The organism is Anaeromicrobium sp. (assembly GCF_025210435.1).
In the GTDB taxonomy this organism is placed as follows: Bacteria; Bacillota; Clostridia; order Peptostreptococcales; family Thermotaleaceae; genus Anaeromicrobium.
In genome coordinates this window covers 13,509-38,590 of record NZ_JAOART010000011.1, presented here as the reverse complement: position 1 = coordinate 38,590, position 25,082 = coordinate 13,509, and the positions used below count along the sequence as shown (strand labels likewise).

The window sequence follows — 25,082 nt, the reverse complement described above, 5'->3', positions numbered from 1 at the left end:
GCTAGCACCATAAAGGCACATTTTCAAAACGCTTCAACGCTACTATCTCTAATAACGCTGGTCTTATAGCTACTAGGCTTCTTGGCAACTACCTAGACTGGACTTTCACCAGTAAGCAAATTACAGCTTTGCTGGGCACGCACCTATAAAAAATAATACCTGAATAATTGCCATAAAAACAATTACCCAGGTATTTTACTTAATCCTTATGATAAAATTATACATCTACAATTTTTACTTAGAATGTGAAAGTTTCCGTTGGCTCCCCTGTGAATAATTTTGTTAAACTTGCCTCCCCATGTTCTAAATAGAAAACTTCTAGTAGTGGATTATCTGCTGTTTTATACCCCTTTTTAACTAATGAAGCATTATCCATAACCATTTGTTTTTCATCTAGGTCATTAGTAAACTTAATTTCACCACTTATCCTTACCATAGTAAAGTCTTCTGTATTTACTACAAACTCAATATATGGGTTCTCTTTAAGTTGAGCATAAGCATTCTTAACATTTGCTGTAGTAAAATAAAACTTACCATCCTTTATTAAGTGAACATGTTGTGGTCTTCCATGTGGTCTATTGTTTTGGCATGTAGCTAAAACACCTGATTTATTCTCATTTAAAAACTTTATGATCTTTTCCATATAAAACGCTCCCCTTTCATATTTAACATTTTATTCATTTATTTTTTAATTTATTAAAGATTTATCATGTTCTCTAATAATTTTTTCAAATGACTCCTTAGATGTCTCAATTCTTCTAGGTCAAGTCCCGTTTGACAAAAGGCATTTTGAGGAATTATAATTGCTTTTTCCTTCATTTCAGCTCCCTTTTTTGTCAATTTAATATAAACATTTCTTTCATCATTTTTATCTCGTATTCTTTCAATCAAATCCATATTTTCTAATTTTTTCAATACGGGCGTAAGTGTATTAGATCTAAGTAATAATTTAGAACCCAGATCTTTAACAATAACATTATCCTCTTCCCATAAAGCCAGCAAAGTAATGTATTGAGTATAGGTTATACCAAATTCATCCAGTATAGGCTTATATAATCTAATAATTTCTTTTGAACAAGCATATAATGCAAAGCATAATTGATTATCTAATTTTAAAATATCATCTTTCATATTTTACTAAAGGGTCCCTTCTTCAATTATTTAAATCGTGCTCGATTTAATCTCGTTCACATTTTACCATATATATCTATCTACTTCAATGTTTTTTTGTTATTTTATTTTTCTTATGACCCATTGCAATACTACTTAAAATAAAATAGTGCCTATGATTCCTCATAAATTAAGCAAAATCATAGACACTTATTTTTTTCATTTCTAATTCCATAGGATTTTAAATCCAATTAATATAATACTTATATCTGCCAATATATGAACTATCCATGAGTTCATATAGTTTTTACTTCTAGTATTTAAATAGTTAAATACTATACCCACTCCCATTAAAGATATCATACATAATATTATTAAATACATATTAAACCAACTCTGTATCATTCCCATATGATATAGAGCAAATAATGCACTTGAGTATATATAAGCCATATGCTTATTACCTTCTTCATATATATTTAAAAATATAAATCCCCTGAAGAAAAATTCTTCTAAAAAGGAGTTTACAAATATTATATATAGTCCTATATATATGAAATTATTTTTATTTACTTTGATTTTATTTAAATTTTCTACTAGAGTTTGTGTATCTATATATTTAGAAAATATAATATATCCTATTATTACAATACTAAATGAAAAGAAACCTAGAATAAAGCCCAATTTTAGCCTCTTTAGTTGGAATTCACCTAAGTTCAAACTATTTTTTATACTTTCCTTTTTTACTAGTTTAATATATAAATATGGAATAAATGTGAATAATCCTATTTTACATGTACTTTTCACAAAATAATCCACATTTAAAATTTGCTCTATTATATACATACTAATACATATAACTAATGATAAATATATGACTTTCTTTGTATCCTTCATAAAATTACCTATTCAAATAGACCTTCCACCATATTTTCTTCTATCCTATCCACAATAATTTTCATCTGATAAACCTATAATTTTTTGAAAACAAGTATGTAATATTACTCTTAATATTAAGTATAACTCTTTTTCTGTATTTTAGCACTACCAAATCAAAGACATTTAGTTGAAAAGATTATATAAAGTTAGAAAAATATCAGCTATAAGTTCATAAATCAAAATAGGTGTCTATGATTGTTCATATATTGAACAAAATCATAGACACCTATCTGTAGACTAATAGGATTTATACATCTATTTATTTTTATTACTACCTATTCCCACTCGATAAATCAGAAAATAAATTAAACTTATTTGTTTAGCTTAGATGGTAATTTACGTGGAATTTAGGACGTTTTATTTGTATTATTTGAGGTTTTGTGGGTTTTTAATATCATAGTAATATCATTTATCCTAAATACAGGGGGAAATAGGCACTTGAGTACACTCAACATTTCACACACTAATTAAGTCTGAAAGTGTATACTCACCTTTCCTTATTTTAGACACTCTTTTATATTCATTAATACTATTTATCAACTGATCTACATCCGAAAAATAGTCCTTTACAAACTCATAAGATTTAACACTGTCATATTTTAACTTAATTTTACAAAACTCACTAGGCTTCATTTTTGAACTTTTGAATGCATCATATTTATCCTCATTCATAATAATTAGCATCTCTATTTCAGGGGCTGTAATGATATCTATGACCTTAATTTTATCTATATAAGCTTTACTTAAGTTGAATTTCTCTCTTCTAGAATCTAATATTCTCAAGATAGTAATTTTTTCTTTAAAACCTTTTCTTAAGTATTTCCTTTCAAAACTCTTCGCCTTTCTACAACGAATGATTTCTCCGGTAAGAAGTTTTTCTTCGCTAAATATCAATTTCTCTTCTTCTAAAAGTATGTCCATAACAGCCTGTTCTGCAGAACCTTCACATATGCACGCCACATAACCTTCTAAATTCATAACTCTCCTCCATATTTCATAATAGATTTTTTCAAATCCATGTATGCTGTATATGCAGGAACAGTTCCTTGTAAATAACCACTTTGGTATATTTCACTTTTCTTAATGTCATTTCGCGTTAAAATATTTGAAAGATTCTCAACACTTATCCCACCTTCATTTCTAACTATATATATATTATCATTTCTTTCAAATTCATCTAACAACTCTGGGTAATGTGTTGTAAACAGTATAGTAGCCCCTTTTTTATTAACCTTGTTTTTCATAAAAAATCTTACTAATGTTGCCACAATCTCCTTATTGAAGTGGTTTTCAAGTTCATCAATAAGTAAATATCCTCCTTTAGATAATACCATCATAGCGTTCACGAATACATTTATACCCTTTATTGTTCCAGAAGATAAGTATTTTTCCAATTCCAGTGGTGAATAAAGAACAATCTCTTCTTTTCCTTTAAATTTCAATCTAATTGTAATCTTCTTTTCCCCTTCTTTAACTTCACTTTCCAAGTACTCAATACTAGAATCAAGAAAAGTTATCAGTTCTTTCGGGAAATCTCCTAAAACTCTGATTAAATTAATATTTGTCCAATTAATTAAATCTTCGCAATATATTTTACTATTATTCCGTTTATTTAATGCTATCACAATACTTACATCATCAGCCAAAAACTCTTCATTTCTATCTCTAACTTGTGCAGGTTCCATATTATCAAATACAAATAAACTTTTTTTAGTCTTAATACCCTTAATATCCTTGCTCCACATTTTTTCATCTTCAATGATATATTTTTCTTCATCCTCATCAAACAACTTATCTTTCTTAATAATAGTAACAAGCTTATTAACTGTATCTGAAGGTGTACTAAAATATAATTCAAAAACAATCTTCTCTTCACCAGAGATACCACTCAATATCTCGTTACTTTTAATATTATTTATAGGCTTATTATTTAGCATTTGAATAATAAATGATATTACCTTCAAAGTACTTGTTTTACCAGATGCATTAATTCCAATAAAAGAAATTGCCTTATTTTGATAAATTTGCGGTGAGATCTTATATAGCATCTCATTTTTTTCTTTTATTACACGTTGTAGTGTTGTAAAGTCTATTTCTAGATTTTTTGAAAATAATTTTAATCCACTTACTTTTATTTTAAGCAGTCTCATCACTTTCTCCTTTAAACGCATTTTTCGTTCTATACAATATATTATATGCTAATTTTTATATATTATCAACCTTTTTTAAAATTTAAAACACAATTTTCGTTTTAAATTTTAACTTCATTTGTATTATACACATATTAACAATCATTCGTCAAGGCACAAAACGGGATTAAAAAGCCACTGAATCCTATGCATGTATGTAATATAATGAGAATAGATGTAGCTACACTACAAAGCACGGGGAGGTAAGTGAGACCAAAGCATCCGTATATTAACATGTGTCGTTTACCCATTTAAGTACAAATAAGTGTACCTTGAGCACGGAGATTAATCTTTGATTAACAGAATCTGTTAAAGTTAAGGGGAAACGGTCAATGTCTACATCTAAAACTTAAACAGTGAGGTTAAAACCCCATGTTGAAAATAGTTCATCAAAACTGTTGTGGTATTAATATTCACATTTAAAGCTTTCAGAGCAACGCTCCAGAATATTTAGAGGGCATGGGATACTTCACATCAAACACTTTTGTTAGACAAAGTGGAAGCTTGCCCTCTACTAAAGCAGAGGTTCTGTGCAGCTCCCCTGTACATGCTATTTGATGTATTTATTATATAGATACCTGACTGTTGAATGAGCAAATGGGGTTCCTGTCGCTTCACTAAGTGCCTTTGCTATTGATCTAAAAGAATGTCCTTCTTCTTTTAATTTTCTTATAATGTCTATGTTTTCTATTGTCGCCTTTGAGTTTTTGTTAGATGTATTTATTATTTTTTCAAGCTTTTGATCATCAATTTTCACCTTTTCAATATCCCTAAGTTGTTGTTGTAATTCATCGATTTCTTTTTCTTTTGAAATGAGTAAAGCATTAAGTTTTTCACCTAATGCCTTTTCCTTTCCTAATTCTTGTATTAACTTTTGATTTGCTTTTTCTAATGCTTCAATTTCTTTTTTACCAAATTGTATCAATGCCATACTTTTACCTCCATGGTTATGAACTAATGACGGTGTGACGGTTATTTATATAGCTATTTTACCGTCATGACGCTTAAATTCTAGGCTATATTACTGTCATTGTCGTCATTACCGTCACAAATAGATAAAATACGCTTGTCACTTTTTCTGATAAATTCAATATGAATATTAAATTTTTCCTTTAACATATCTGCATGGACCCTCAGTTTTTTTGACAAAGTAGCAGGTGTTATATCTTCTTTAAAACCCTTCTCAGTTAATTTTTTAAGTAGATTAGTTGATGTATCACGGTACTGCTCTTCTTCTTTGATATATTGACATACTGCCCTAATTATTGGTTCATCACTTTCAAAAGATTCAAAAGCATCGTGTTCGATGAGCTTCCATAAACAGTTGACTTTATCAAATTCTAGCCTAATTTCAGTATCAGCTACATCTCTTCCTGTTATATACAGCGTTGCTTTTGATGCCATTCTGTTATCTCTTACTAAAACATAACTACCATCAGCACTCCCACTTAAACCCATGGTACCAGATATCATATTGAACAGATCATCGTCTTTCATCTTTCTAAGATGGTGAACACACACAATGGCGATATCGTACTTATCGGAAATTGCTTTTAGTGCACTTATATCCTTATAATCATTGGCATAACTCATATTATCTGATCCTAAACTTCTGATTTGCTGAAGTGTATCAATAACAATTAATAATGTATCAGGGTTATTGAGAATATAATCTTCTATCTGCTCTACTAAACCACCACCAAGGGGTAGTGTTTCTGTCGCAAATGCAGTAGCATCACTACCACTTTCAGTAATACTCATTAATCGGTTTTTAATACGAGGAAGTCGATCTTCAAGGCAAAGGTATAAAACCGTTCCTTTGTTTGTCTGAAATCCCCACACATCTTCACCAGTAGCAATGCTTTGACAAAGCCATAGAACTAACCATGACTTACCTATTTTCGGACTTCCCGCAAGGATATGAAGTCCTGATGGCATTATTTTATCTATTATAGACCTTGGTTGTTTTAGCTCCATTTCCATCAATTGTTTCCCTGTGACTGTTTCTAAATTTTTATTCATCTGCTCTCTCCTTTAAACCATCCATAATCGTTGACATATAAAGAATCAACTCCAATAATTCCGAATCATTTTCTGTTACTTTCTCTAGTACTTCTAATCGCTCTAAAGTCTCTCTAAATAGATTTCTTAAACCTTTATATACTCTTGGATTGCCATTTACTACAACCTCTTGTTCTAAGACTCTATTAATTAAATATGTTTGCTTACTTAATCCAGAAGTTCGAACTCTATCATCAAGCATTCGTGCTTCTGCGTCTGACATTCTAAATGCCACAACTTTATTACGCCACCTGTTCTTTTTATCTAACGTCTTCTTCATATGCCTTCACCTCGCTCAATACTAAGCTTATCTGCAATTTCAACTTGCTTTGAAGGAAATAGATGTGCATAGCGATAAGTAATATCAATATTTTCATGCCCCACTCTATCAGCAATTGCTACTGCTGAAAATCCCATTTCAATCAGTAATGACACATGTGAATGTCTAAGGTCATGTACTCTAATACGTTTAACACCTGTTTCCTTACATCCTCTTTTCATTTCGTTATGAAGATATCCCTTGGTAATTGGAAACAATCGCTGGTTGTCTTTAATACCATAAATCGACTTCATATATTCTTGGATTTCTTCTGTAAGAAAATCAGGCATTTTTACGACACGGATACTTTTTGGCGTCTTCGGTTCTGTGATGACATCCCTGGATTTGATTCTCTGATATGATTTATTGATTCTTATAGTCCCTTTTTCAATATCCATATCTTCTTTTGTTAATGCCAGAAGTTCACCTAAGCGAAGACCACACCAATATAATATTTCAAAAGCATAAAATGAAATAGGTTTATCCATCATAGCATCTGAAAACATAGTATATTCATCTTTTATCCAAAAAAGCATTTCTTTCGTTCTTTCTTTGCCCATATTTCCCGCTCTTCTAGCAGGATTAGACTTTAATTCATAAAATCTTACTGCATGATTGAAAATCGCACTGAGCTGATTATGTATGGTTTTAAGATAAGTAGGGGAAAATACCTTCCCCTGTTTATCCTTTAATGACATGATTTCATTTTGCCATGCAATAACATCTGCTGGCTTGATATCACAAAGTTTTTTATCTTTAAAATACGGTAGGATCTTCTGATCAATAATACTCTTTTTGGTAAGCCATGTATTTTCTTTTAATCTATTTTGAATATCGCTGGTATAGATATCTACAAAAGCTTCAAATGTCATCTCCAAATTGGCATCGCTCTTCTGTAAAAATTCTCGTTCCCACTCTAACGCTTCACGCTTTGTCTTAAATCCTCTTTTTGTCTTTCCTTTACGTTGTCCTTGCCAATCTTTATAGTAGAAGAACAAGTACCATTTTCCTGTTTTTTTATCTTTATATGCTGACACTATGTAATTCACCACCTTCCATCCCATAGAATTTTTCATAGAAAAACTTTCTACTTACCCTTCCTGAGATTGTCATGAATCCTTGTTTACTTAATTCTTTATTCATATCTCTTACTATTTTATAGGCATGTGCTTCTGAAATGTTTAACTCTACTGCTACTTCTTTTGCATGAATAAATATTTGATTTTTCAAACTGCTTCCCCCTATTCGTATTAAACATTTTTGTTTAAGTTATTTGTATTTTACTAAACATTTTTGTTTATGTCAATAGGATACAGATAATATATTAAACTTTTTTGCTTAATATTATTGCATTTTACTTTATCTCTTGTATAATTTAATCAAAGACTTTATTTTGGATTGGGGTGAGAATTTGGCTATTGGAGATAAAATTAAAAAAATACGAATAAAGCGTGGATTTACACAAAAGGAACTAGGACTAGCTATAGGATTTAGCGATAGAACTGCAGATGTTAGAATTGCCCAATATGAATCCGGTACTAGAGTTCCTAAAGAAAAAATAGTTTTTGCAATTGCTCAAACTTTAAAAGTAAACCCCAATTATCTTATGGCACCTGCTTTATCAAATTCACAAGAAATTATTCATACACTATTTTATTTAGATGAGTATAATTCAATCGATATGGAAGCAGAAGAAATAATAAAAGAAAATGGTGAATCAGGAAATAGAATTAAATTACATTTGATGGGACTTGATCATCTTTTAGAAGAATGGTATGAAAAGAAAAAAGCTCTTGAAAGCGGTAGAATATCTCAAGAAGAGTATTATGAGTGGAAACTGAATTGGCCTGAGGATATGAATAAAAGTTAAAATTTTTTTACTCTTATCCAATACTTAATATCAAACTAATATCACCACAAATAATAAAACCTCCACAACCCTTGAAATTAAAAGGCTGTAGAGGTTTCTATTTTTACTCCCACTCAATAGTTGAAGGTGGCTTAGAAGTCACATCATAAACTATTCTGTTTACATTGTCCACTTCATTTACTATTCTATTTGAAATCTTCTCAATTACTTCATATGGTATTCTAGCCCAGTCACTAGTCATTCCATCTGAGGATGTAACAGCTCTTATTCCTACTGTGTGGGCATAAGTTCTTTCATCACCCATAACACCTACAGATTTTATATTAGGTAATACGGTGAAGTATTGCCATATTTTCCTTTGAAGGCCGGCCTTTCTGATCTCTTCACGGAATATGTGATCCGATTCTCTAACTATCTTTAACTTATCTTCCCTAACTTCTCCTAAAACTCTTATGGCAAGACCTGGTCCTGGGAAGGGTTGACGCCATACGATTTCTTCTGGAATCTCTAATTCTTCTCCAACTTTTCTAACTTCGTCTTTAAATAATTGTCTTAAAGGCTCTATTAGTGCGAAATCCATATCTTCAGGAAGTCCACCCACGTTATGATGGGATTTTATAACACTAGCCGTATCTGTACCACTTTCAATAACGTCTGGATATACAGTTCCCTGTACTAGATAATCTATATGTCCAAGTTTCTTAGATTCTTCTTCAAATAATCTTATGAACTCTTCACCTATGATTTTTCTCTTCATTTCAGGATCTGATACACCTGCTAATTTACTTAAGAATCTCTCTTGAGCATTAACTCTTATAAGATTCATATTAAATTTATTTTTAAATATTTCTTCTACTTGATCTCCCTCATTTTTTCTAAGTAAACCATGATCTACGAAAACACAAGTTAAATTATCTCCTATGGCCCTATGGACAAGTACTGCTGCCACAGATGAATCTACTCCACCTGATAGGGCACATAATACTTTTTTATCTCCTACTAATTCTTTAACTTCCTTTATGGCATTTTCAGTGAAGTTATGCATATTCCATTCTCCAGTTAATCCACAAACCTCATATAAGAAGTTTCTTAACATTTCAAAGCCATATTCACTGTGTTCAACTTCTGGATGGAATTGAACTCCATAAAGGCTTTTTTCCTTATGTTTCATGGCAGCCACAGGACATGCCTCTGTAGTAGCTATTATTTCAAAACCTTCTGGAATAGACTCTATGTAGTCCGTGTGACTCATCCAACATTTAGAACTGTCTATTATATCCTTAAATATATCTTTAGTATGATTTAATTTAAGTTCTACCCTTCCATATTCACGAGTTTCTGCTTTAGTTACTTTACCACCTAGAGTATGGGCCATTAATTGGGCTCCATAGCAAATACCTAAGATTGGAATATTCATATGGAATACTTCTTCTGCAATTTGTGGAGAATCTTCTAAGTAGGCACTGTTTGGTCCCCCTGTAAATATGATTCCCTTAGGTTTTCTTTCCTTTATAACTTCCATAGCCTTAGTGTATGGAATCACTTCACAATATACGTTGGCTTCTCTTACTCTTCTTGCTATTAACTCTTTATATTGACCACCAAAGTCTACTATTAATACTAATTGATTATCCATAATATTCCTCCTTAAGATCTTGAACTATAGTTTGGAGATTCTTTAGTTATACTAATATCATGAGGATGACTCTCCACTAATCCTGCCGATGTGATTTTTATAAACTTACCATTTACTTTCAAGTCTTCTATAGTTGGAGTTCCACAATATCCCATACCAGCCCTTAGACCGCCAACCATTTGATATACTATGTCATGTAATTTTCCTCTATATGGAACCATTCCTTCTACACCTTCTGGCACAAACTTTTTAGATTCATTTTGGAAATATCTATCCTTGCTACCTGCTTCCATAGCTCCAGTAGATCCCATACCTCTATATGTTTTAAAACTTCTTCCTTTATATATGACAGTCTCTCCTGGGCTTTCTTCCGTTCCTGCAAATAGTGAACCCATCATACAAACATCTGCTCCTGCTGCTATGGATTTCACCACATCTCCAGAATATTTTATTCCTCCATCTGCTATAACTGGGATTCCATACTCCTTAGCCACCTTAGCACAATCGTATACGGCAGTAATTTGTGGTACCCCAATTCCTGCAACAACCCTAGTAGTACAAATAGATCCAGGTCCTATACCTATCTTTAAACAATCCGCTCCTGCTTCTATTAAATCACGAGCAGCTTCTGCCGTAGCAATGTTTCCTGCTATAATCTGTATTCCATCAAATGTGCTCTTTAGTTTTTTAACAGCTTCAATTACTCCTTTAGAGTGACCGTGAGCCGTATCTAGTACAATCACATCTGCCCCTGACTTAACAAGAGCTCCTGCACGGTCTATCATATCTCCTGTAATTCCTATGGCTGCTCCAACTAATAATCTTCCTCTTTCATCCTTAGCTGAGTTTGGATATTCAATGGCCTTTTTAATGTCCTTAATAGTTATAAGTCCCTTTAAATATCCCTCCTTATCTACTATAGGTAATTTCTCTATTTTATGCATTTTAAGAATATTTTCAGCTTCATCCATAGATGTGCCTTCCTTAGCCGTAACTAAATTTTCTTTAGTCATGATCTCATCTATTCTCTTATTTTCGTCACCTTCAAATCTTATATCTCTATTAGTTAAAATTCCAACTAATTTTTTATTTTCATCTACTATTGGCACACCAGAAATTCTGTATCTTGCCATAAGTTCTAATGCATCCCTTATGAAATCTTGTGGGTGTAAATAAAATGGATCTACTATTACTCCATGTTCACTACGTTTTACCTTGTCCACTTCAAGGGCTTGTCCTTCTATGGACATATTCTTATGTATAATACCTATTCCTCCAGCCCTAGCCATGGCAATGGCAAGTCTAGCTTCTGTAACCGTATCCATACCAGCACTCATTATAGGAATGTTTAAATGTATTTTTTTAGTCAACTTTGTCTTTGTACTTACGTCCTTTGGTAACACTTCTGATTTTTGTGGTACCAGTAATACATCATCAAAGGTTATTCCCTCTTTTACAAATTTTTCATCCATAATCTATCCCTCTCCTTATAATCTGTGCCTTAAATTATTTATATACAATAAAAAAATCCATTAATTTCAGAGTGAAATTACATGGATTTATAAATAACGTACTATAATATACATTAGTAATCTCACTCATAGTTAGGTCTTTTACGGAAACCATGTAGAAACGTTTAGACCATATCTCTAAACATATACGAGCAAACTAAATATTTGGTTGTTGTTATATACAGTACCAAACATCCAGTGCCCTGTCAATAAATTTTTCTATTTTATTTAGTTTTTTCATTTTTTCAATATTATATATATTTTTTTCTATTTTTATTAAATTTTTTCACGACTATAAATAAATCTATAAGAAATAATAATATAAAAGAAATACATTAGAAAGGAGCGTGACCATTGTCTAAAAATATAGACACCCATTCATTGGAAATCCTAGAGGAACATCTGGATAAGGAGTACATAATGTATAAAAAATTTAGCCAATATGCTACCTTATGTACTGACACCCAATTTAAAAATTTATGTGCCCACAATGGAAATACTCATAAGGAAAATTTTCAAGCTTTATTAAACTATTTAAATGAACTCAACTAGTTAAGGAGCGATTCTTATGAAATTTCATTCCTATCTTTCAGAAAAAGAACTTTTAAAGGACCTTTTAATGTGTGAAAATCAATTATCTCTATCTTATACTAATAGTATGACTAAATCTCCATCAATTAATCTAAGACAACTTCTCTATGAGTGTGAAAAAAATATATTACAAAACCAAGAAAATATTGTTCATACCATGAACAAACGGGGTTGGAACTTAAGTGATGAAGCTGATTATCACTATGTTTTAAATGTACAGGATAAATACAATAGTATATTAAAGGATATGTAATTAAGAAATGGCAAGGGCTTTTATTAACCCTTGCCAAAATTTTTTTGGAGTGTGAGAAAAACTATGCTCTTATGAAAGATCCAACTCCTTCTCGGCAATAATTAACAGTATAATCAAAGCCAAGAAGGAGATTTTTTATGAGTACACTACTAAAGAATGTTTTGAGCAATGTTTTAGAAGAAGGTAACATGAAAACTGCAGGTAATTTACATTCATATTTAAAGGATAAATAAACCTTTAGATCTAAGGCTGCAATGTTTTTTCCCATTTTGGTAATTATTACCCGTATTTTTCTATCAAGACCTAGGAACCATAGATCTTTTACTAAAATTTCAATATTTTTCATTTCACCGTATAAGCATACTGAAATGTTAAGAAATCTTAATAATTTTAATGCCTATTTCTTTATATTTTTTATTTAAACTAATATTGAATAAAAAATATGGAGGAATATACATGAAAAGACTGTCATTTATTTTAAAATATATATTAAAACCTGAGACTGTAGGAGCTATACTACCAAGTTCCAATTACTTGGCAACCATAATGGAGTGGCAAGGAGAGTTAATTATTGGATTTTAGAGGGTATTTAAATTTGAAAGGAAAGGAAAATGAATATGAATTATGGATATATGGTTATTGTCTTAGGTAGTCTAATACTAGTTATTGGAAGTTGGGCTTATATACAATTGTTTTCATTTAAACCTAAAAAACAAGAAAGATTAAAGACAAATATTAAAACAAGTAATTATATAAAGAAGAATCAGAGTATTTCAATCCTAACTTGGAATATTGGATATGGTGGCTTGGGAAATGAAGCTGATTTTTTTATGGATGGAGGAAAAAATATATTTCCAAAATCGAAGAATATGGTTTATAAGCATTTAAATAATATAGGTAAATTTATAAAAAGTTATCCTAGTGATATTTATTTATTTCAAGAGGTAGCATTAGAGTCAAAAATTACTTTTTACATAAATAATTTAGAGAAGCTCAAAAGTGTTTTAAAGGCATATAACTATGTTTATTCACCCAGTCTTTATATTAAAAGTATTCCCATTTTAGGGAGGCTCATTAGTGGAAATACAATTTTTTCAACATATGTACCATCTTCATCTACACGAATTGCATTGCCATTAGAGAGAAAAGGACTTACAGGAATATTGAATCAAAAATACAACTTTGTTGTTCAGAGATTTCCAATTGAGAGTAGCAGTAAAGAGTGGGTTATTGTGAATATACATTTAGCAGCCTTTGACAAGAATGGAAACACTAGGAATGAACAATTAAAAGAAATAAAAGAATTTACAGTGAATGAGTATAAAAAAGGAAATTATGTAATTATTGGAGGCGATTGGAATCATAGACTTATAGGAACTTCCTTTAATCATGATACGCCTAAAAAACATTTGTTTTGGGTAAAAGACATGCCCCGTGAGTTTAAGCCAGAAGGATGGAAGTGGGGCGTTGATAAATATAATCCAACGGTGAGAACATTAGAAAAACCTTATATAAAGGACAAAAACTATACATGTGTTATAGATGGTTTTTTAGTATCACCTAATATTGAAATTGTTGAAATTAATGGATTTAACCTTGAGTTTAAGGATACGGACCATCACCCAGTTAGCATAAGGATACGACCAAAAGCTGAAGAAAATAATCTAAATATTTCAGCATAATTATTTCTAATGAAGTTCTATAGATTTCTGGTGTATAAACTTGCTTTATGTGGGCCTATTTCAGGAAAATATATTGAAAATCTTTTCCACCCAAGTCCTTGTCACAAGCGAAAGTGTGAATCTCCGTAGATAGGTTCATGAGTCATGTTCAAGGAGCATATGATGTTGTGACGTTCCAGGGTTCCAAAGATTTTCAATATATTTTCCCTTATAGGCAAGTTACTATATAAAACAATCTTAAAACCAAGAAATCTATAATGTTAGTTTAATAAATGTGGTCTTATAAAGTTGTAAAAAGCAACAAATATGTGTAGAGAACTTCCTGAATTTTAATGCCATGGTGTTGCTAGGCATAGAGTTGAGTTTAACTTTAAAAAACAGCAGTTCAGAAGGAGTTTTTAATCGATATAGTTTACACTAGAAATAAAAGAGAGGGGGAGGCTCATATGAAAAAGTTATTAATTTTTACAGCCTCAACAGGAGGTGGCCATAATGAAGCTGCCACATCCTTAGAAGAATTATTTGAGAATAATGGATATGATGTTGTGAAGCTAGATGCTTTAAAGGAAACAAATAAAGTAATGAATTCCATTGTAACAGAAGGATATGAATTGTTGTTGAAAATATTTCCTAAGGCATATAGTGAGCTATATAAAAAAAGTAATGGAAAAATAATAAGCTCAAGAATGGTTAGTATTATAACAAAATTAATGGAAGATAAAATATACAATCTAATAAAAGAACATAAACCAGATTTGATTATTGCTACCCATCCCTTTGTAGTAAATATTATAGGAGAGCTTAAAAGAAAAATATCTATCCCATTTATATCTATTGTTACAGATTATAAGGCTCATCAAACCTATATCCATAAAAATGTGGACGCTTATATTACGGGGAGTTACTATACAAAGGTCCATATGATGAAAAAAGGAATAGAAAAACAAAAGATTTTTCATTATGGAATTCCCATAAGAAAAGAATTTTTTTTATGTTCTATTGATAAAAAAAGGAATAAAGAAGATGTATTTACATTACTATTAATGGGTGGAAGTATGGGCCTTAAGGCCATGGAAAAAGTACTAGAAAACATTATGACTAGTAAAAATAGAATGAAAATTATAGTGGTTTGTGGAAATAACAAGAAATTAAAAAATAAATTAGAGAAAAAATACGAGGGAGAATTGAATAATAAGGAGATGTCCATATATGGATTTACTAAAAATATACCTCAGTTAATGGATATATCAGATGTGATTATTACAAAACCAGGAGGATTGACAGTTTCAGAATCTATAGCCAAAAACATCCCCATGATTATTCCCTATGTGATCCCTGGGCAAGAAGAGGAGAATTCAGATTTTTTAATTGAGTCGGGGGTAGCCCTTAGAACAAAAAAAATAAACCATATGGTAAAGGTTATAGACAGTCTAATCCAAAAGCCAGAAGAATTAGGAAATATGAAGAAAAAATTAAAGAATTTATCAAAACCCTACTCTAGGGATGCCATAGTTCAATTGGTTAATAAACTAATAGTAGAAAATTCAAATAGGACACATGACATATATAATTATTTTTATGAAAAGAAATCTATATAGATTGCAATAAAAATATTACGAGGCAAAAATATCCATACTATAATCTTACCATTTTGTAGAATCCTATATATATTACAAAAAAATTTCTCTGAATGTGATTATATATGAATACAATATCTGATTTGCCTCGTTAAGTAAAGTTATTTATTATCAAGTAGGAATCTTATGTTTTCAAAACAACAAAGTTATTTACATACTCCCATTTTTTTTAAATTGTAGTCTTTTCATTTACAAATATTCTTTTCCTTGTAGCATGTATTGTGCTATCTACTCCTAGGGGTAGTGTAATCATTGGCATACAATGGCCTGCCCTCAAATTACATAATATAGGTTTTTCTAAGGATCTTAGGAATTGATAAAATACTTCTTCTAGTTCTAAACTATTATTAGAATCACTGCCATTACAATCTTTAAAATCGCCTAATATTATTCCTACACAATCTCTTAATTTACCTGCTAATTTTAATTGATTAAGCATCCTATCTACCCTATAGGGTTCTTCTCCTATGTCTTCTAAAAATAGAATTTTATTTTTAGTATCTATTTCATAATTTGTTCCTAATGTGGAACAAATTATAGCCATATTGCCTCCAGTTATTTTTCCCATACATAGGCCACCTGATAGGGTCTGTAGTTCTTCATCTAATGGATTTTTTATTTCTCCATAAAAATCATTATCTCCTATCATATTCATAAATGAATCATATGTAAAATCATCTAAATGGGTGGTCATATTAGATGCGGCCATAGGTCCATGGAAAGTGATTAAATTTGATTTTTGATTTATGGCCATATGCAGGGCAGTTACATCACTATAACCTACAAATACCTTTGGATTTTTTCTTATATTATTATAATCTATCATTTCAAGTATTCTACCAGACCCATATCCACCCCTTAAACAAATTATCCCTTCTATATATTTATCTGCAAACATGTTATTCAAATCATCTGCCCTTATTTTATCCGTGCCAGATAAATATCCATATCTTTCATAACAGCTCTTTCCTAACTTAACTTTAAATCCCATAGCCTCTAATGTTTTTTTACTATTTATTATCTTTTCTCCTTCCGTAGGACTTCCTGGTGCTACTATTCCAATTAGGCTACCATTTCTTAAACCTTTAGGTTTAATCATTATATATCCCTCCTTAGGCATATGCAAACATAATTCTAGCCACTATAACAGCTGTAATAATTCCTACTCCATCTGCAATTAATCCTGCTAATACTGCATGACGAGTCTTTTTGATTGCCACAGAGCCAAAATATACGGCTAATACATAAAAGGTTGTCTCTGTAGAGCCATTCATAATAGATGCAGTTCTACCTATTAAGGAGTCGGGACCATAGGTAGTAAACAAGTCATTCATAATACCAGATGCACCTCCACCAGATAGGGGTTTCATAAGGGCCATTGGTAATACTTCCGCTGGCATACCTATTAAATTTGTAATAGGTCTTAATATGCCATTTAGTATATCCATCGCTCCCGATTTTCTAAATATTCCAATGGCAACTAACATGGCAACTAAGTATGGAATTATCCTAACTGCCGTATAAAATCCTTCCTTAGCACCCTCAGTAAATGCCTCATATACCTTTACCTTCTTTATATATCCATATAGTGGTATTAACAATAATATAAGTGGTATTGCATAGGTTGAAACTGCTCCCATAATATTTTGAAACATAATATCCCCCCTTAAGATTCCATTTCTTTTTCTGGTTTTATTTGAAATGCTGGTAATCTCTGTAATAGTTTCACTGCTATTACAGCTGCTATGGTAGATGCCACTGTGGCTATGATGGTAGGTCCTATTATTTCTGCTGGATTAGCAGAATTAGCAGCTGCCCTATAGGCAATAACACTAGATGATACTAATGTGACAGAAGATGTATTTATTGCTAAAAAAGTACACATGGCATTGGAAGCCGTATCCTTGTGAGGATTAATTTCTTGCAATTCCTTCATGGCCTTAAGACCCAGTGGAGTGGCCGCATTTCCAAGGCCAAATATATTTGCAGCCATATTCATAACCATGGCTCCCATGGCAGGATGATCCTCAGGAACTTCTGGGAACAATCTTATCATGATTGGTTTTAATGCCTTTCCCAATAATTTAACTAACCCTGCACTTTCTGCAATTCTCATAATTCCAAGCCATAGGGTCATAACCCCTATAAGACCTAAAGATAATTCTACTGCCACTTCTGCATAATCAATAGCCGCATCAGTTACTACTTGTGCATTACCACTAAACATGGCAACTGTTATTCCTACTACTAAAAATAAAAGCCAAATAACATTAATCAATTTTCCTTCCCCCTTTTTTATATAGATTTCGTATTCATAAACTTACTTTATGTGAGCCTACTTCAGGAAAATATATTGAAAATCTTTTCCACCCAAGTCCTTGTCACAAGCGAAAGTGTGAATCTTCGTATATAGGTTCACGTGTCATGTTGGAGTAGCATAGGATGTTGTGACGTTCCAGGGTTCCAAAGATTTTCAATGGTTTCCCTTATAGGCAAGTTACTGTATAAAATAATCTTAAAACCAAGAAATCTATATAAGAATAATATTCACAATAAATGAACTTTTATACTATGGGATTTTAGTATATAGTTAGCTAATAGGTCTTGGAAAATGCGGGATAATTCAGAATATTCATATTGACATATAGGCATATTTTAGGCATAATAAAATTATGGCAAATGTATCTAGGTATTCCTTCTAATTAACCTTTAGAAGAAATATGTTAGTTTATGATTATGCTTTAAAATTCTTAAAGGAATTAGGAGGATGTATGATGGAAGATAAGAAAATTGTGTGCAAGGACTGTGGGGAAGAATTTGTATTTACAGCAGGGGAGCAAGAATTCTATAAGGAAAAGGGATTCGACAATGAGCCTAAGAGATGTAAGCCATGTAGAGACGCTAGAAAGCAAAATAATAGAAGATAATAAATAAAGATTAAAGGGCATCTATTTTTATAATAGGTGCTTTATTTTTTTATAAGCTTAAATGATAGAAAGTATTTTATTTAGACATATGAAATATACTATATATATTACATGAGGAAAGGATGTACAATATGAGTAGATCTAATGGTTCTAATAATGATCCTGATGAAAATAAGAAGATGTATAGAAATTTATTTTATTATGGATTACTAATGATAAGTTGTCTTATTATATTTAATATGTTTTTCAATCCATTTAAGCCAGATAAAATAAGCTATAGTGCCTTTGAAAAACTAGGACGACAAGGTAAAATTAGGGAGGTACAAATAGGATCAGATACCCTCTATATTACGGCAAAGGACAAAGATAGTAATGGAAAGATCTATTACACAGAAAGGTTAATGGATATAGATTTATTAGATAATCTAAAGGCCTGGGGAGTCAATGAATATGGAGGAGTAGATGAAAGGAAGGGACCCTTAGGAGAGATACTTTTATCCTGGATAGTTCCCCTTTTCATATTCATAGGATTAGGAAAAATAATAGGAATGACCCTGTCTAAGGGAATGAAAAACATGAATCCCATGTCCATGAGTAAGAGTAATGCAAAGGAATATAATATGGAGAAAAATACAGGAGTGACCTTCCAAGATGTGGCAGGACAAGGGGAAGCTAAGAAATCCTTAGAGGAGGTGGTAGACTATCTCCATAACCCTAAGAGGTATAAGGATATAGGAGCAAAATTGCCAAAGGGATTATTGTTAGTTGGACCACCAGGTACAGGAAAAACTCTCCTTGCAAAGGCCGTAGCTGGAGAAGCCCACGTTCCATTTTTCTCCATATCCGGATCTGAATTTGTCCAGATGTTTGTAGGTATGGGAGCAGCTAGAGTTAGGGATCTATTTAATAAAGCAAAGAAAAAGGCACCATGTATAATATTCATAGATGAAGTGGATGCCATAGGAAAGGCTAGGGATACGGCAGGTATTGGAGGAAATGATGAAAGGGAACAAACATTAAATCAATTGCTAACAGAAATGGATGGATTTGATTCATCAGAACAACCCATAGTAATATTAGCTGCCACTAACAGACCAGAAATATTAGACAAGGCCCTACTTAGACCTGGTAGATTTGATAGGCGTGTCATAGTAAATAAGCCAGACTTCATAGGTAGAAAAAAGATATTAGAGGTCCATGTGAAAAAAGTTAAATTAGAAGATAATGTGAATCTAGAGAATATAGCCAAGATGACGGCAGGTTCATCTGGAGCAGATTTGGCAAATATGGTAAATGAAGCGGCCCTAAGGGCTGTTAGACATGGTAAAGATAAGGTGAGTCAAAGGGATTTAGAAGAATCTATAGAGGCCGTATTTGCAGGAGAGGCCAAGAGGGATAGGATAATGTCTAGGAGTGAGAAAATATCTGTGGCCTATCATGAAGCTGGCCATGCCCTAGCAGGAGCTTTACAAGAAAGGACTGACCCTGTTACTAAGATTACCATAGTTCCTACTACCATGGGAGCCTTAGGATACACCTTGTCCCTACCTACGGAGGAAAAATATTTAGTTTCAAAGGAAGAACTAGAAGAAAAAATAGTAGTAATGTTAGCAGGAAGGGCAGCTGAAGAAGTAAAATTAAATCAAATATCTACAGGTGCTTCTAATGATATAGAAAAGGCCACAGAAATGGCAAGGAGAATGATAACCATCTATGGTATGAGTGATAAATTTGATATGATGGGATTAGAATCTTCTTCTGGTAGGTATATGGATGGAAGTCCTGTTAAAAACTATAGTGCTCAAACGGGTAAGGAAATAGATGAAGAGGTTTTAGGTATTATTAAAAAAGCCCATGAAAGGGCTAAGAAAATCTTGATTGATAATATGAAACTTTTAGATAAGGTGTCTAATCTATTACTTGAAAAGGAATCTTTATCTGGTGAGGAGTTCTATGAGTTAGTAAAAAAGTATAGGATATAAGGCATATGAAAAATCATATGGTTGAAGGTATATTTTAAATAATGTAAAATTAGGTATATGAAAGAAATAAACTAACCAGTGAAATGACTAATTTATTTTTTGAATATGCCTTATAGATTTCGTATTTATAAACCAGATTTATGTGTGCCTATTTCAGGAAACTATTGAAAATCTTTTCCACCCAAGTCCTTGTCACAAGCGAAAGTGTGAATCTTCGTATATAGGTTCATGAGTCATGTTCAAGGAGCATAGGATGTTGTGACGTTCCAGGGTTCCAAAGATTTTCAATCGTTTCCCTTATAGGCAAGTTACTGTATAAAATAAATTTACAACCAAGAAATCTATCTATAAGTAATGAATGGTATTAAAATAACCTTAATTTATTAAAAAGGGGAGAGATATAACATGGCAGTTAGCTTAAAAAAAGGTCAAAGAGTGGACTTAACTAAAAATGATCCAGGACTTAGTAAATTGATGATAGGACTAGGATGGGATCCTGTAAAAAGTGGTGGAAAAGGTTTAATGGGAGGTCTATTTGGTGGTGGATCAGCACCTAATATTGACTGTGATGCATCTGTACTTATGTTAGATGAAAATGGAAAAATAAGAGATAAAAAGGATATTGTATATTTTGCCAATTTAAAAAGTAAGTGTGGTGCTGTCATACACTCTGGAGATAATTTAACTGGAGATGGAGATGGAGACGATGAGCAAGTACTTGTAGAACTTAGTAGTGTATCACCTAAAACAAGTAAATTAGTATTTGTAGTAAATATATATGCCTGCGAAAAGAGAAAGCAAGATTTTGGTATGATTCAAAATGCCTTTATTAGGGCAGTAGATGCTAATAGAAATAATGAGATTTTAAGGTATAACTTAACAGATGATTATTCAGGAGCAACTAGCCTAATAGTGGGAGAGTTATATAGACATGGAGGCCAGTGGAAGTTTGCAGCCATAGGCCAGGGAACTAGGGATACTTCCATAAGTAGTATAGTAAAGAAATATATGTAATAATAAAACCCACCAAACAATTCGGTGGGTTAATTTTTATCCTAATATATTAAGTGGAATTAATCCTGTGGCTACTCCTACAATGTATACTAAGAATAATCCATATACACTGGCCATTATGAAACCATCCTTTTTAGAAACTCCATTTTTCTTTAAAAGTAAACTTCCTGTTGTAATCATGGAGATTAGTAGGAAAGAGAAAATTACCAGGTTGTTACCAAAGCTAACAACAATGTCCTTTCCTGATATTAAAATTGGGAAACCTAAACAAATACAAATATCAAATATGTTAGATCCAACTGCATTTGATACGGCTCCATCTGCATCTCCCATGGAAGCTGATTTTACAGATAGTAATGTATCTGGTATGGATGTACATGCTGCTAGGATGATAACAGATACTATAATAGTAGGAATATTAAATGTGGCTGCAATAATTATGGCAGATTGGACTATGGCATCACAACTTACCCATAGGGCTGCGATTGCTAGAGCCACCGTAATAAATATTTGGCCATAACTCATATCCTCTTCTTCTTCCTCATCTTCTTCAATGGCAGCAGCACTTTCGTTTTGAGAACGTCTGAAGTTCTTAGTTTGAATATATAATACAAATACGTAGCAAACATATATACTCATAAGGATTATTCCTGATAAGGTAGTAAATTTACCACTATAAGCCATAAGCATAAGAGATATAACACTTAAAGAATAAAAGAACATATCCCTATATACTACAGATTTTTCAGCCTTTAGTAAATCTTTCCCTTTATATGCAATAATACTAAGCATAGGAATAAGTAATACGTTAAATATTCCTGAACCGGCAATGGCAGGAATACCAATATCAGCAAACTCCTTGTAAACTAACACGGCAACCATGGCTGTTGAAAATTCTGGAAATGAAGAACTAACTGCATCGAAGGTTGCACCCCTTACTGACGTAGGAATATTAAGTTTTACCCCTAGTATGTGTAGGGCATCTCCTAATTTATCTGATGCGAAGTTAATTACCCAGGTCATTGCTCCTAACATTAGTAGGGCAATCCAAATATTGTTTATCCAATGGAACATAAAAATTCCCTCCCTTTTAATTGTAAACATACTTATAAACAATATTATAGTTAATAAGGGAAGATAAATCAAATTAAAAAAATGGCAAAAAGGTGAGGAAATGGTCGAAAAATGTAAAAATACACTAAAATATTTAAATATCGCCTTTTTTTAGTTATAATAGACCTTGAAGGATTTGGATAAAAAATGTAGAATAAGATTAAATAATATGGAAAAGTAAGAATTTTAAGAAGATAGATTAAAAGGAGAGATGAACATGGCAGTTAGTTTAAAAAAGGGACAAAAGGTAGATTTAACTAAAACAAACCCAGGTCTTACTCGTGTATTAGTAGGTCTTGGATGGGATACGAATAAATATGATGGTGGTCATGACTTTGACTTAGATACGGCAGCTTTTTTATTACAGGAAGATGGTAAGGTTTCTAGTGATAGTGATTTTGTATTTTATAATAATCTTAAAGGTGGAAATGGCTCTGTAGTTCATTTAGGGGATAACAGAACTGGTGAAGGTGATGGAGATGATGAGCAGGTAACTATAGATTTAAGTAAAGTTCCTGCTAATATTACGAAGATTGATTTTTCAGCTACAATCCATGAGGCCACTGAAAGGGGTCAAAATTTTGGTCAAGTATCTAATGCGTACATAAGGGTAGTAAATGGAGAAACAAATGAAGAGTTAATAAGATATGATTTAGGAGAAGATTTTAGTATAGAAACAGCTGTTGTGGTAGGAGAGATCTATAGACATGGTGGAGAGTGGAAATTTAATGCAATAGGAAGTGGATTCCAAGGTGGATTAGGAGCACTTTGTGCTAATTTTGGAATTAATGTAGGATAAATATATTTGAATTAAGGTTTAGGGAGTGAGAGTTATGGCTATTAATTTGCAAAAGGGTCAGAGGATTGATTTAACTAAGTCTAATGAAGGGTTATCTAGATTGCTTGTAGGATTAGGTTGGGACCCGGTTAAGAAAAGTGGAGGATTTTTATCGGCCTTATTTGGTGGTGGAGGAGCAGAGATTGATTGTGATGCTTCTGTAATCATGTTAGAAGAAAATGATAGATTTAGATATCAAGATGATTTGATTTATTTTAATAATTTAAAGAGTAAATGTGGAGCAATACGTCATACGGGTGATAACCTTACAGGTGGAGGCCACGGAGATGATGAGCAAATATTTGTGGAAATTGAGAAAATTCCTGAGAGAATAAAGAAATTAGTATTTGTAGTAAACATATATGATTGTATAAAAAGAAAGCAAGATTTTGGATTAGTTCAAAATGCTTTTATTAGAATAGAAGATAACAAAACAGGAAAAGACCTTCTTCGTTATAATTTAACGGATAATTATGCTGGTAAAACTTCTTTAATGGTAGGAGAAATATATAGAAGTGGTAAGGATTGGAAGTTTGCTGCCATTGGAGAAGGAACTATGGATTCTTCTTTAAGCCAAATTATGAATAGATACAAATAATATTATTGAAAGGGTGGAGATTATGTCTATTAATTTAAGTAAGGGACAAAGGATAGATTTAACTAAACAAGAACCAGGTCTTGAAAGGGTAATAATAGGACTTGGATGGGATACTAATAAATATTCTGGTGGATATGATTTTGACTTAGATGCGTCAGCTTTCTTGGCAGGAGAAAATGGAAAGGTAATAAACGATAAGGATTTTGTATTTTATAATAATCTTGAAGGTGGAAATGGTTCTGTAATCCATACGGGAGATAATAGAACTGGTGAAGGTGATGGAGACGATGAGGAAATAAAGGTTAATTTTAAAAAGGTTCCAGACCATGTTCACACAATAGGTATTACAGTAACTATCCATGATGCACCTGTGAGAAGACAAAATTTTGGTCAAGTTTCTAATGCCTATGTAAGGGTAGTAAATGAAGATACGGGAAATGAAATATTGAGATATAATCTAGGAGAAGAATTCTCTGTGGAGACGGCTTTAGTAGTATGTGAACTTTATAGATATAATGGAGAGTGGAAGTTTAAAGCTGTAGGAAGTGGATTTGAAGGTGGCCTATATGCATTATGTAAAAATTATGGCCTACAAGTAGATTAATAAATGGGGCTTAAAAAAAGGCTGTTATAATGCAGCCTTTTTTAAATTCCCTATATAAAGTTTTTGTTGAATAAAATTAGGTTTTAATTTATATATATATATAGATTTGGCAAAGCAGGGTTATGTGGGCCTATTTCAGGAAAATATATTGAAAATCTTTTCCACCCAAGTCCTTGTCACAAGCGAAAGTATGAATCTCCGTAGATAG

General features: G+C 32.0%; 28 protein-coding genes and 1 riboswitch. Of the genes, 12 read left to right on the top strand and 16 right to left on the bottom strand.

Annotated elements, in window-relative coordinates; genetic code table 11:
* Positions 1–238: 238 nt before the first annotated feature.
* From N4A57_RS01170 to N4A57_RS01125, 10 genes are all read right to left on the bottom strand, one after another.
* Positions 239–643, bottom strand: coding sequence for a pyridoxamine 5'-phosphate oxidase family protein (locus N4A57_RS01170; protein ID WP_293655531.1), 405 nt, complete (start codon positions 641–643; stop codon positions 239–241).
* Positions 644–696: 53 nt separating this feature from the next.
* The gene (locus tag N4A57_RS01165; RefSeq protein ID WP_293655529.1) at positions 697–1,131 is read right to left on the bottom strand and encodes a MarR family winged helix-turn-helix transcriptional regulator; all 435 of its coding nucleotides are present in this window, start codon (positions 1,129–1,131) and stop codon (positions 697–699) included.
* Positions 1,132–1,335: 204 nt separating this feature from the next.
* Positions 1,336–2,007 carry a CPBP family intramembrane glutamic endopeptidase gene (locus N4A57_RS01160; protein WP_293655527.1) on the bottom strand — a complete coding sequence of 224 codons (672 nt, stop codon included), beginning with the start codon at positions 2,005–2,007 and terminating at the stop codon, positions 1,336–1,338.
* Between the two features lie 498 nt (positions 2,008–2,505).
* Positions 2,506–3,027, bottom strand: coding sequence for a hypothetical protein (locus N4A57_RS01155; RefSeq protein WP_293655525.1), 522 nt, complete (start codon positions 3,025–3,027; stop codon positions 2,506–2,508).
* Positions 3,024–4,199 carry an AAA family ATPase gene (locus N4A57_RS01150; protein WP_293655523.1) on the bottom strand — a complete coding sequence of 392 codons (1,176 nt, stop codon included), beginning with the start codon at positions 4,197–4,199 and terminating at the stop codon, positions 3,024–3,026. The genes N4A57_RS01155 and N4A57_RS01150 overlap by 4 nt, the downstream gene beginning before the upstream one ends.
* A 589-nt stretch (positions 4,200–4,788) precedes the next feature.
* The gene (locus N4A57_RS01145; protein ID WP_293655521.1) at positions 4,789–5,169 is read right to left on the bottom strand and encodes a hypothetical protein; all 381 of its coding nucleotides are present in this window, start codon (positions 5,167–5,169) and stop codon (positions 4,789–4,791) included.
* Between the two features lie 80 nt (positions 5,170–5,249).
* Complete coding sequence (locus N4A57_RS01140; protein ID WP_293655519.1) at positions 5,250–6,260, bottom strand: AAA family ATPase; 1,011 nt, start codon at positions 6,258–6,260, stop codon at positions 5,250–5,252.
* Positions 6,253–6,579: a plasmid mobilization protein gene (locus N4A57_RS01135; RefSeq protein WP_293655517.1), complete on the bottom strand. Its 327-nt coding sequence runs from the start codon at positions 6,577–6,579 to the stop codon at positions 6,253–6,255. The genes N4A57_RS01140 and N4A57_RS01135 overlap by 8 nt, the downstream gene beginning before the upstream one ends.
* Complete coding sequence (locus N4A57_RS01130) at positions 6,576–7,682, bottom strand: tyrosine-type recombinase/integrase (protein ID WP_442863850.1); 1,107 nt, start codon at positions 7,680–7,682, stop codon at positions 6,576–6,578. Before N4A57_RS01130 ends, N4A57_RS01135 begins: the two co-directional genes overlap by 4 nt.
* Positions 7,642–7,848, bottom strand: a complete 207-nt coding sequence (locus tag N4A57_RS01125) for a DNA-binding protein (RefSeq protein ID WP_293655515.1) — start codon at positions 7,846–7,848, stop codon at positions 7,642–7,644. The genes N4A57_RS01130 and N4A57_RS01125 overlap by 41 nt, the downstream gene beginning before the upstream one ends.
* A gap of 181 nt (positions 7,849–8,029) precedes the next feature.
* On the opposite strand from N4A57_RS01125, the gene N4A57_RS01120 reads away from it, so the two are divergent.
* Positions 8,030–8,488 (top strand): helix-turn-helix domain-containing protein, encoded by a 459-nt coding sequence (locus tag N4A57_RS01120; protein WP_293655514.1) that lies wholly within the window; start codon positions 8,030–8,032, stop codon positions 8,486–8,488.
* Between the two features lie 103 nt (positions 8,489–8,591).
* On the opposite strand, the gene guaA is transcribed toward N4A57_RS01120, so the two are convergent.
* Both guaA and guaB read right to left on the bottom strand, forming a co-directional pair.
* The gene (gene guaA, locus N4A57_RS01115; RefSeq protein ID WP_293655512.1) at positions 8,592–10,124 is read right to left on the bottom strand and encodes a glutamine-hydrolyzing GMP synthase; all 1,533 of its coding nucleotides are present in this window, start codon (positions 10,122–10,124) and stop codon (positions 8,592–8,594) included.
* Between the two features lie 11 nt (positions 10,125–10,135).
* Positions 10,136–11,596: an IMP dehydrogenase gene (gene guaB, locus N4A57_RS01110; protein WP_293655511.1), complete on the bottom strand. Its 1,461-nt coding sequence runs from the start codon at positions 11,594–11,596 to the stop codon at positions 10,136–10,138.
* A 109-nt stretch (positions 11,597–11,705) separates the two neighbouring features.
* A riboswitch (purine riboswitch) is annotated at positions 11,706–11,807 on the bottom strand.
* Between the two features lie 182 nt (positions 11,808–11,989).
* Between guaB and N4A57_RS01105 the strand changes: the two genes are divergently transcribed.
* The 5 genes from N4A57_RS01105 (at position 11,990) to N4A57_RS01085 (ending at position 15,759) form a co-directional block, all read left to right on the top strand.
* Positions 11,990–12,187 carry a hypothetical protein gene (locus N4A57_RS01105; protein ID WP_293655510.1) on the top strand — a complete coding sequence of 66 codons (198 nt, stop codon included), beginning with the start codon at positions 11,990–11,992 and terminating at the stop codon, positions 12,185–12,187.
* A 16-nt stretch (positions 12,188–12,203) separates the two neighbouring features.
* A complete protein-coding gene (locus N4A57_RS01100; RefSeq protein ID WP_293655509.1) occupies positions 12,204–12,479 on the top strand; it encodes a spore coat protein in 276 nt (91 codons plus the stop codon).
* Between the two features lie 456 nt (positions 12,480–12,935).
* Positions 12,936–13,061, top strand: coding sequence for a hypothetical protein (locus tag N4A57_RS01095; RefSeq protein WP_293655508.1), 126 nt, complete (start codon positions 12,936–12,938; stop codon positions 13,059–13,061).
* A 35-nt stretch (positions 13,062–13,096) separates the two neighbouring features.
* Positions 13,097–14,161 carry a hypothetical protein gene (locus N4A57_RS01090; RefSeq protein WP_293655507.1) on the top strand — a complete coding sequence of 355 codons (1,065 nt, stop codon included), beginning with the start codon at positions 13,097–13,099 and terminating at the stop codon, positions 14,159–14,161.
* A gap of 446 nt (positions 14,162–14,607) precedes the next feature.
* Positions 14,608–15,759, top strand: coding sequence for an MGDG synthase family glycosyltransferase (locus N4A57_RS01085; protein WP_293655506.1), 1,152 nt, complete (start codon positions 14,608–14,610; stop codon positions 15,757–15,759).
* A gap of 208 nt (positions 15,760–15,967) precedes the next feature.
* Here the strand turns inward: N4A57_RS01085 and N4A57_RS01080 are convergent, their stop codons facing one another.
* The 3 genes from N4A57_RS01080 to N4A57_RS01070 are packed head-to-tail and all read right to left on the bottom strand — an operon-like array spanning position 15,968 to position 18,076.
* The gene (locus N4A57_RS01080) at positions 15,968–16,897 is read right to left on the bottom strand and encodes a S66 peptidase family protein (RefSeq protein ID WP_293655505.1); all 930 of its coding nucleotides are present in this window, start codon (positions 16,895–16,897) and stop codon (positions 15,968–15,970) included.
* Positions 16,898–16,910: 13 nt separating this feature from the next.
* Positions 16,911–17,453 carry a spore maturation protein gene (locus tag N4A57_RS01075; RefSeq protein ID WP_293655504.1) on the bottom strand — a complete coding sequence of 181 codons (543 nt, stop codon included), beginning with the start codon at positions 17,451–17,453 and terminating at the stop codon, positions 16,911–16,913.
* Between the two features lie 11 nt (positions 17,454–17,464).
* Complete coding sequence (locus N4A57_RS01070; RefSeq protein WP_293655502.1) at positions 17,465–18,076, bottom strand: nucleoside recognition domain-containing protein; 612 nt, start codon at positions 18,074–18,076, stop codon at positions 17,465–17,467.
* 496 nt (positions 18,077–18,572) lie between these two features.
* Here N4A57_RS01070 and N4A57_RS01065 point away from each other — a divergent pair, with 496 nt between their 5' ends.
* The 3 genes from N4A57_RS01065 (at position 18,573) to N4A57_RS01055 (ending at position 21,721) form a co-directional block, all read left to right on the top strand.
* Positions 18,573–18,725 (top strand): zinc-ribbon domain-containing protein, encoded by a 153-nt coding sequence (locus N4A57_RS01065; RefSeq protein ID WP_293655500.1) that lies wholly within the window; start codon positions 18,573–18,575, stop codon positions 18,723–18,725.
* Between the two features lie 131 nt (positions 18,726–18,856).
* On the top strand, positions 18,857–20,707 hold the full coding sequence (gene ftsH / locus N4A57_RS01060; RefSeq protein WP_293655498.1) for an ATP-dependent zinc metalloprotease FtsH: 1,851 nt from the start codon (positions 18,857–18,859) through the stop codon (positions 20,705–20,707).
* Between the two features lie 405 nt (positions 20,708–21,112).
* Positions 21,113–21,721: a TerD family protein gene (locus N4A57_RS01055; protein ID WP_293655497.1), complete on the top strand. Its 609-nt coding sequence runs from the start codon at positions 21,113–21,115 to the stop codon at positions 21,719–21,721.
* A gap of 36 nt (positions 21,722–21,757) precedes the next feature.
* Here the strand turns inward: N4A57_RS01055 and N4A57_RS01050 are convergent, their stop codons facing one another.
* Positions 21,758–22,795, bottom strand: a complete 1,038-nt coding sequence (locus tag N4A57_RS01050) for a sodium:calcium antiporter (protein WP_293655495.1) — start codon at positions 22,793–22,795, stop codon at positions 21,758–21,760.
* Positions 22,796–23,051: 256 nt separating this feature from the next.
* On the opposite strand from N4A57_RS01050, the gene N4A57_RS01045 reads away from it, so the two are divergent.
* The 3 genes from N4A57_RS01045 to N4A57_RS01035 are packed head-to-tail and all read left to right on the top strand — an operon-like array spanning position 23,052 to position 24,874.
* Positions 23,052–23,633, top strand: coding sequence for a TerD family protein (locus tag N4A57_RS01045; protein WP_293655493.1), 582 nt, complete (start codon positions 23,052–23,054; stop codon positions 23,631–23,633).
* Positions 23,634–23,667: 34 nt separating this feature from the next.
* The gene (locus N4A57_RS01040) at positions 23,668–24,270 is read left to right on the top strand and encodes a TerD family protein (RefSeq protein WP_293655491.1); all 603 of its coding nucleotides are present in this window, start codon (positions 23,668–23,670) and stop codon (positions 24,268–24,270) included.
* A 22-nt stretch (positions 24,271–24,292) separates the two neighbouring features.
* A complete protein-coding gene (locus N4A57_RS01035) occupies positions 24,293–24,874 on the top strand; it encodes a TerD family protein (RefSeq protein WP_293655489.1) in 582 nt (193 codons plus the stop codon).
* Positions 24,875–25,082 lie beyond the last annotated feature (208 nt).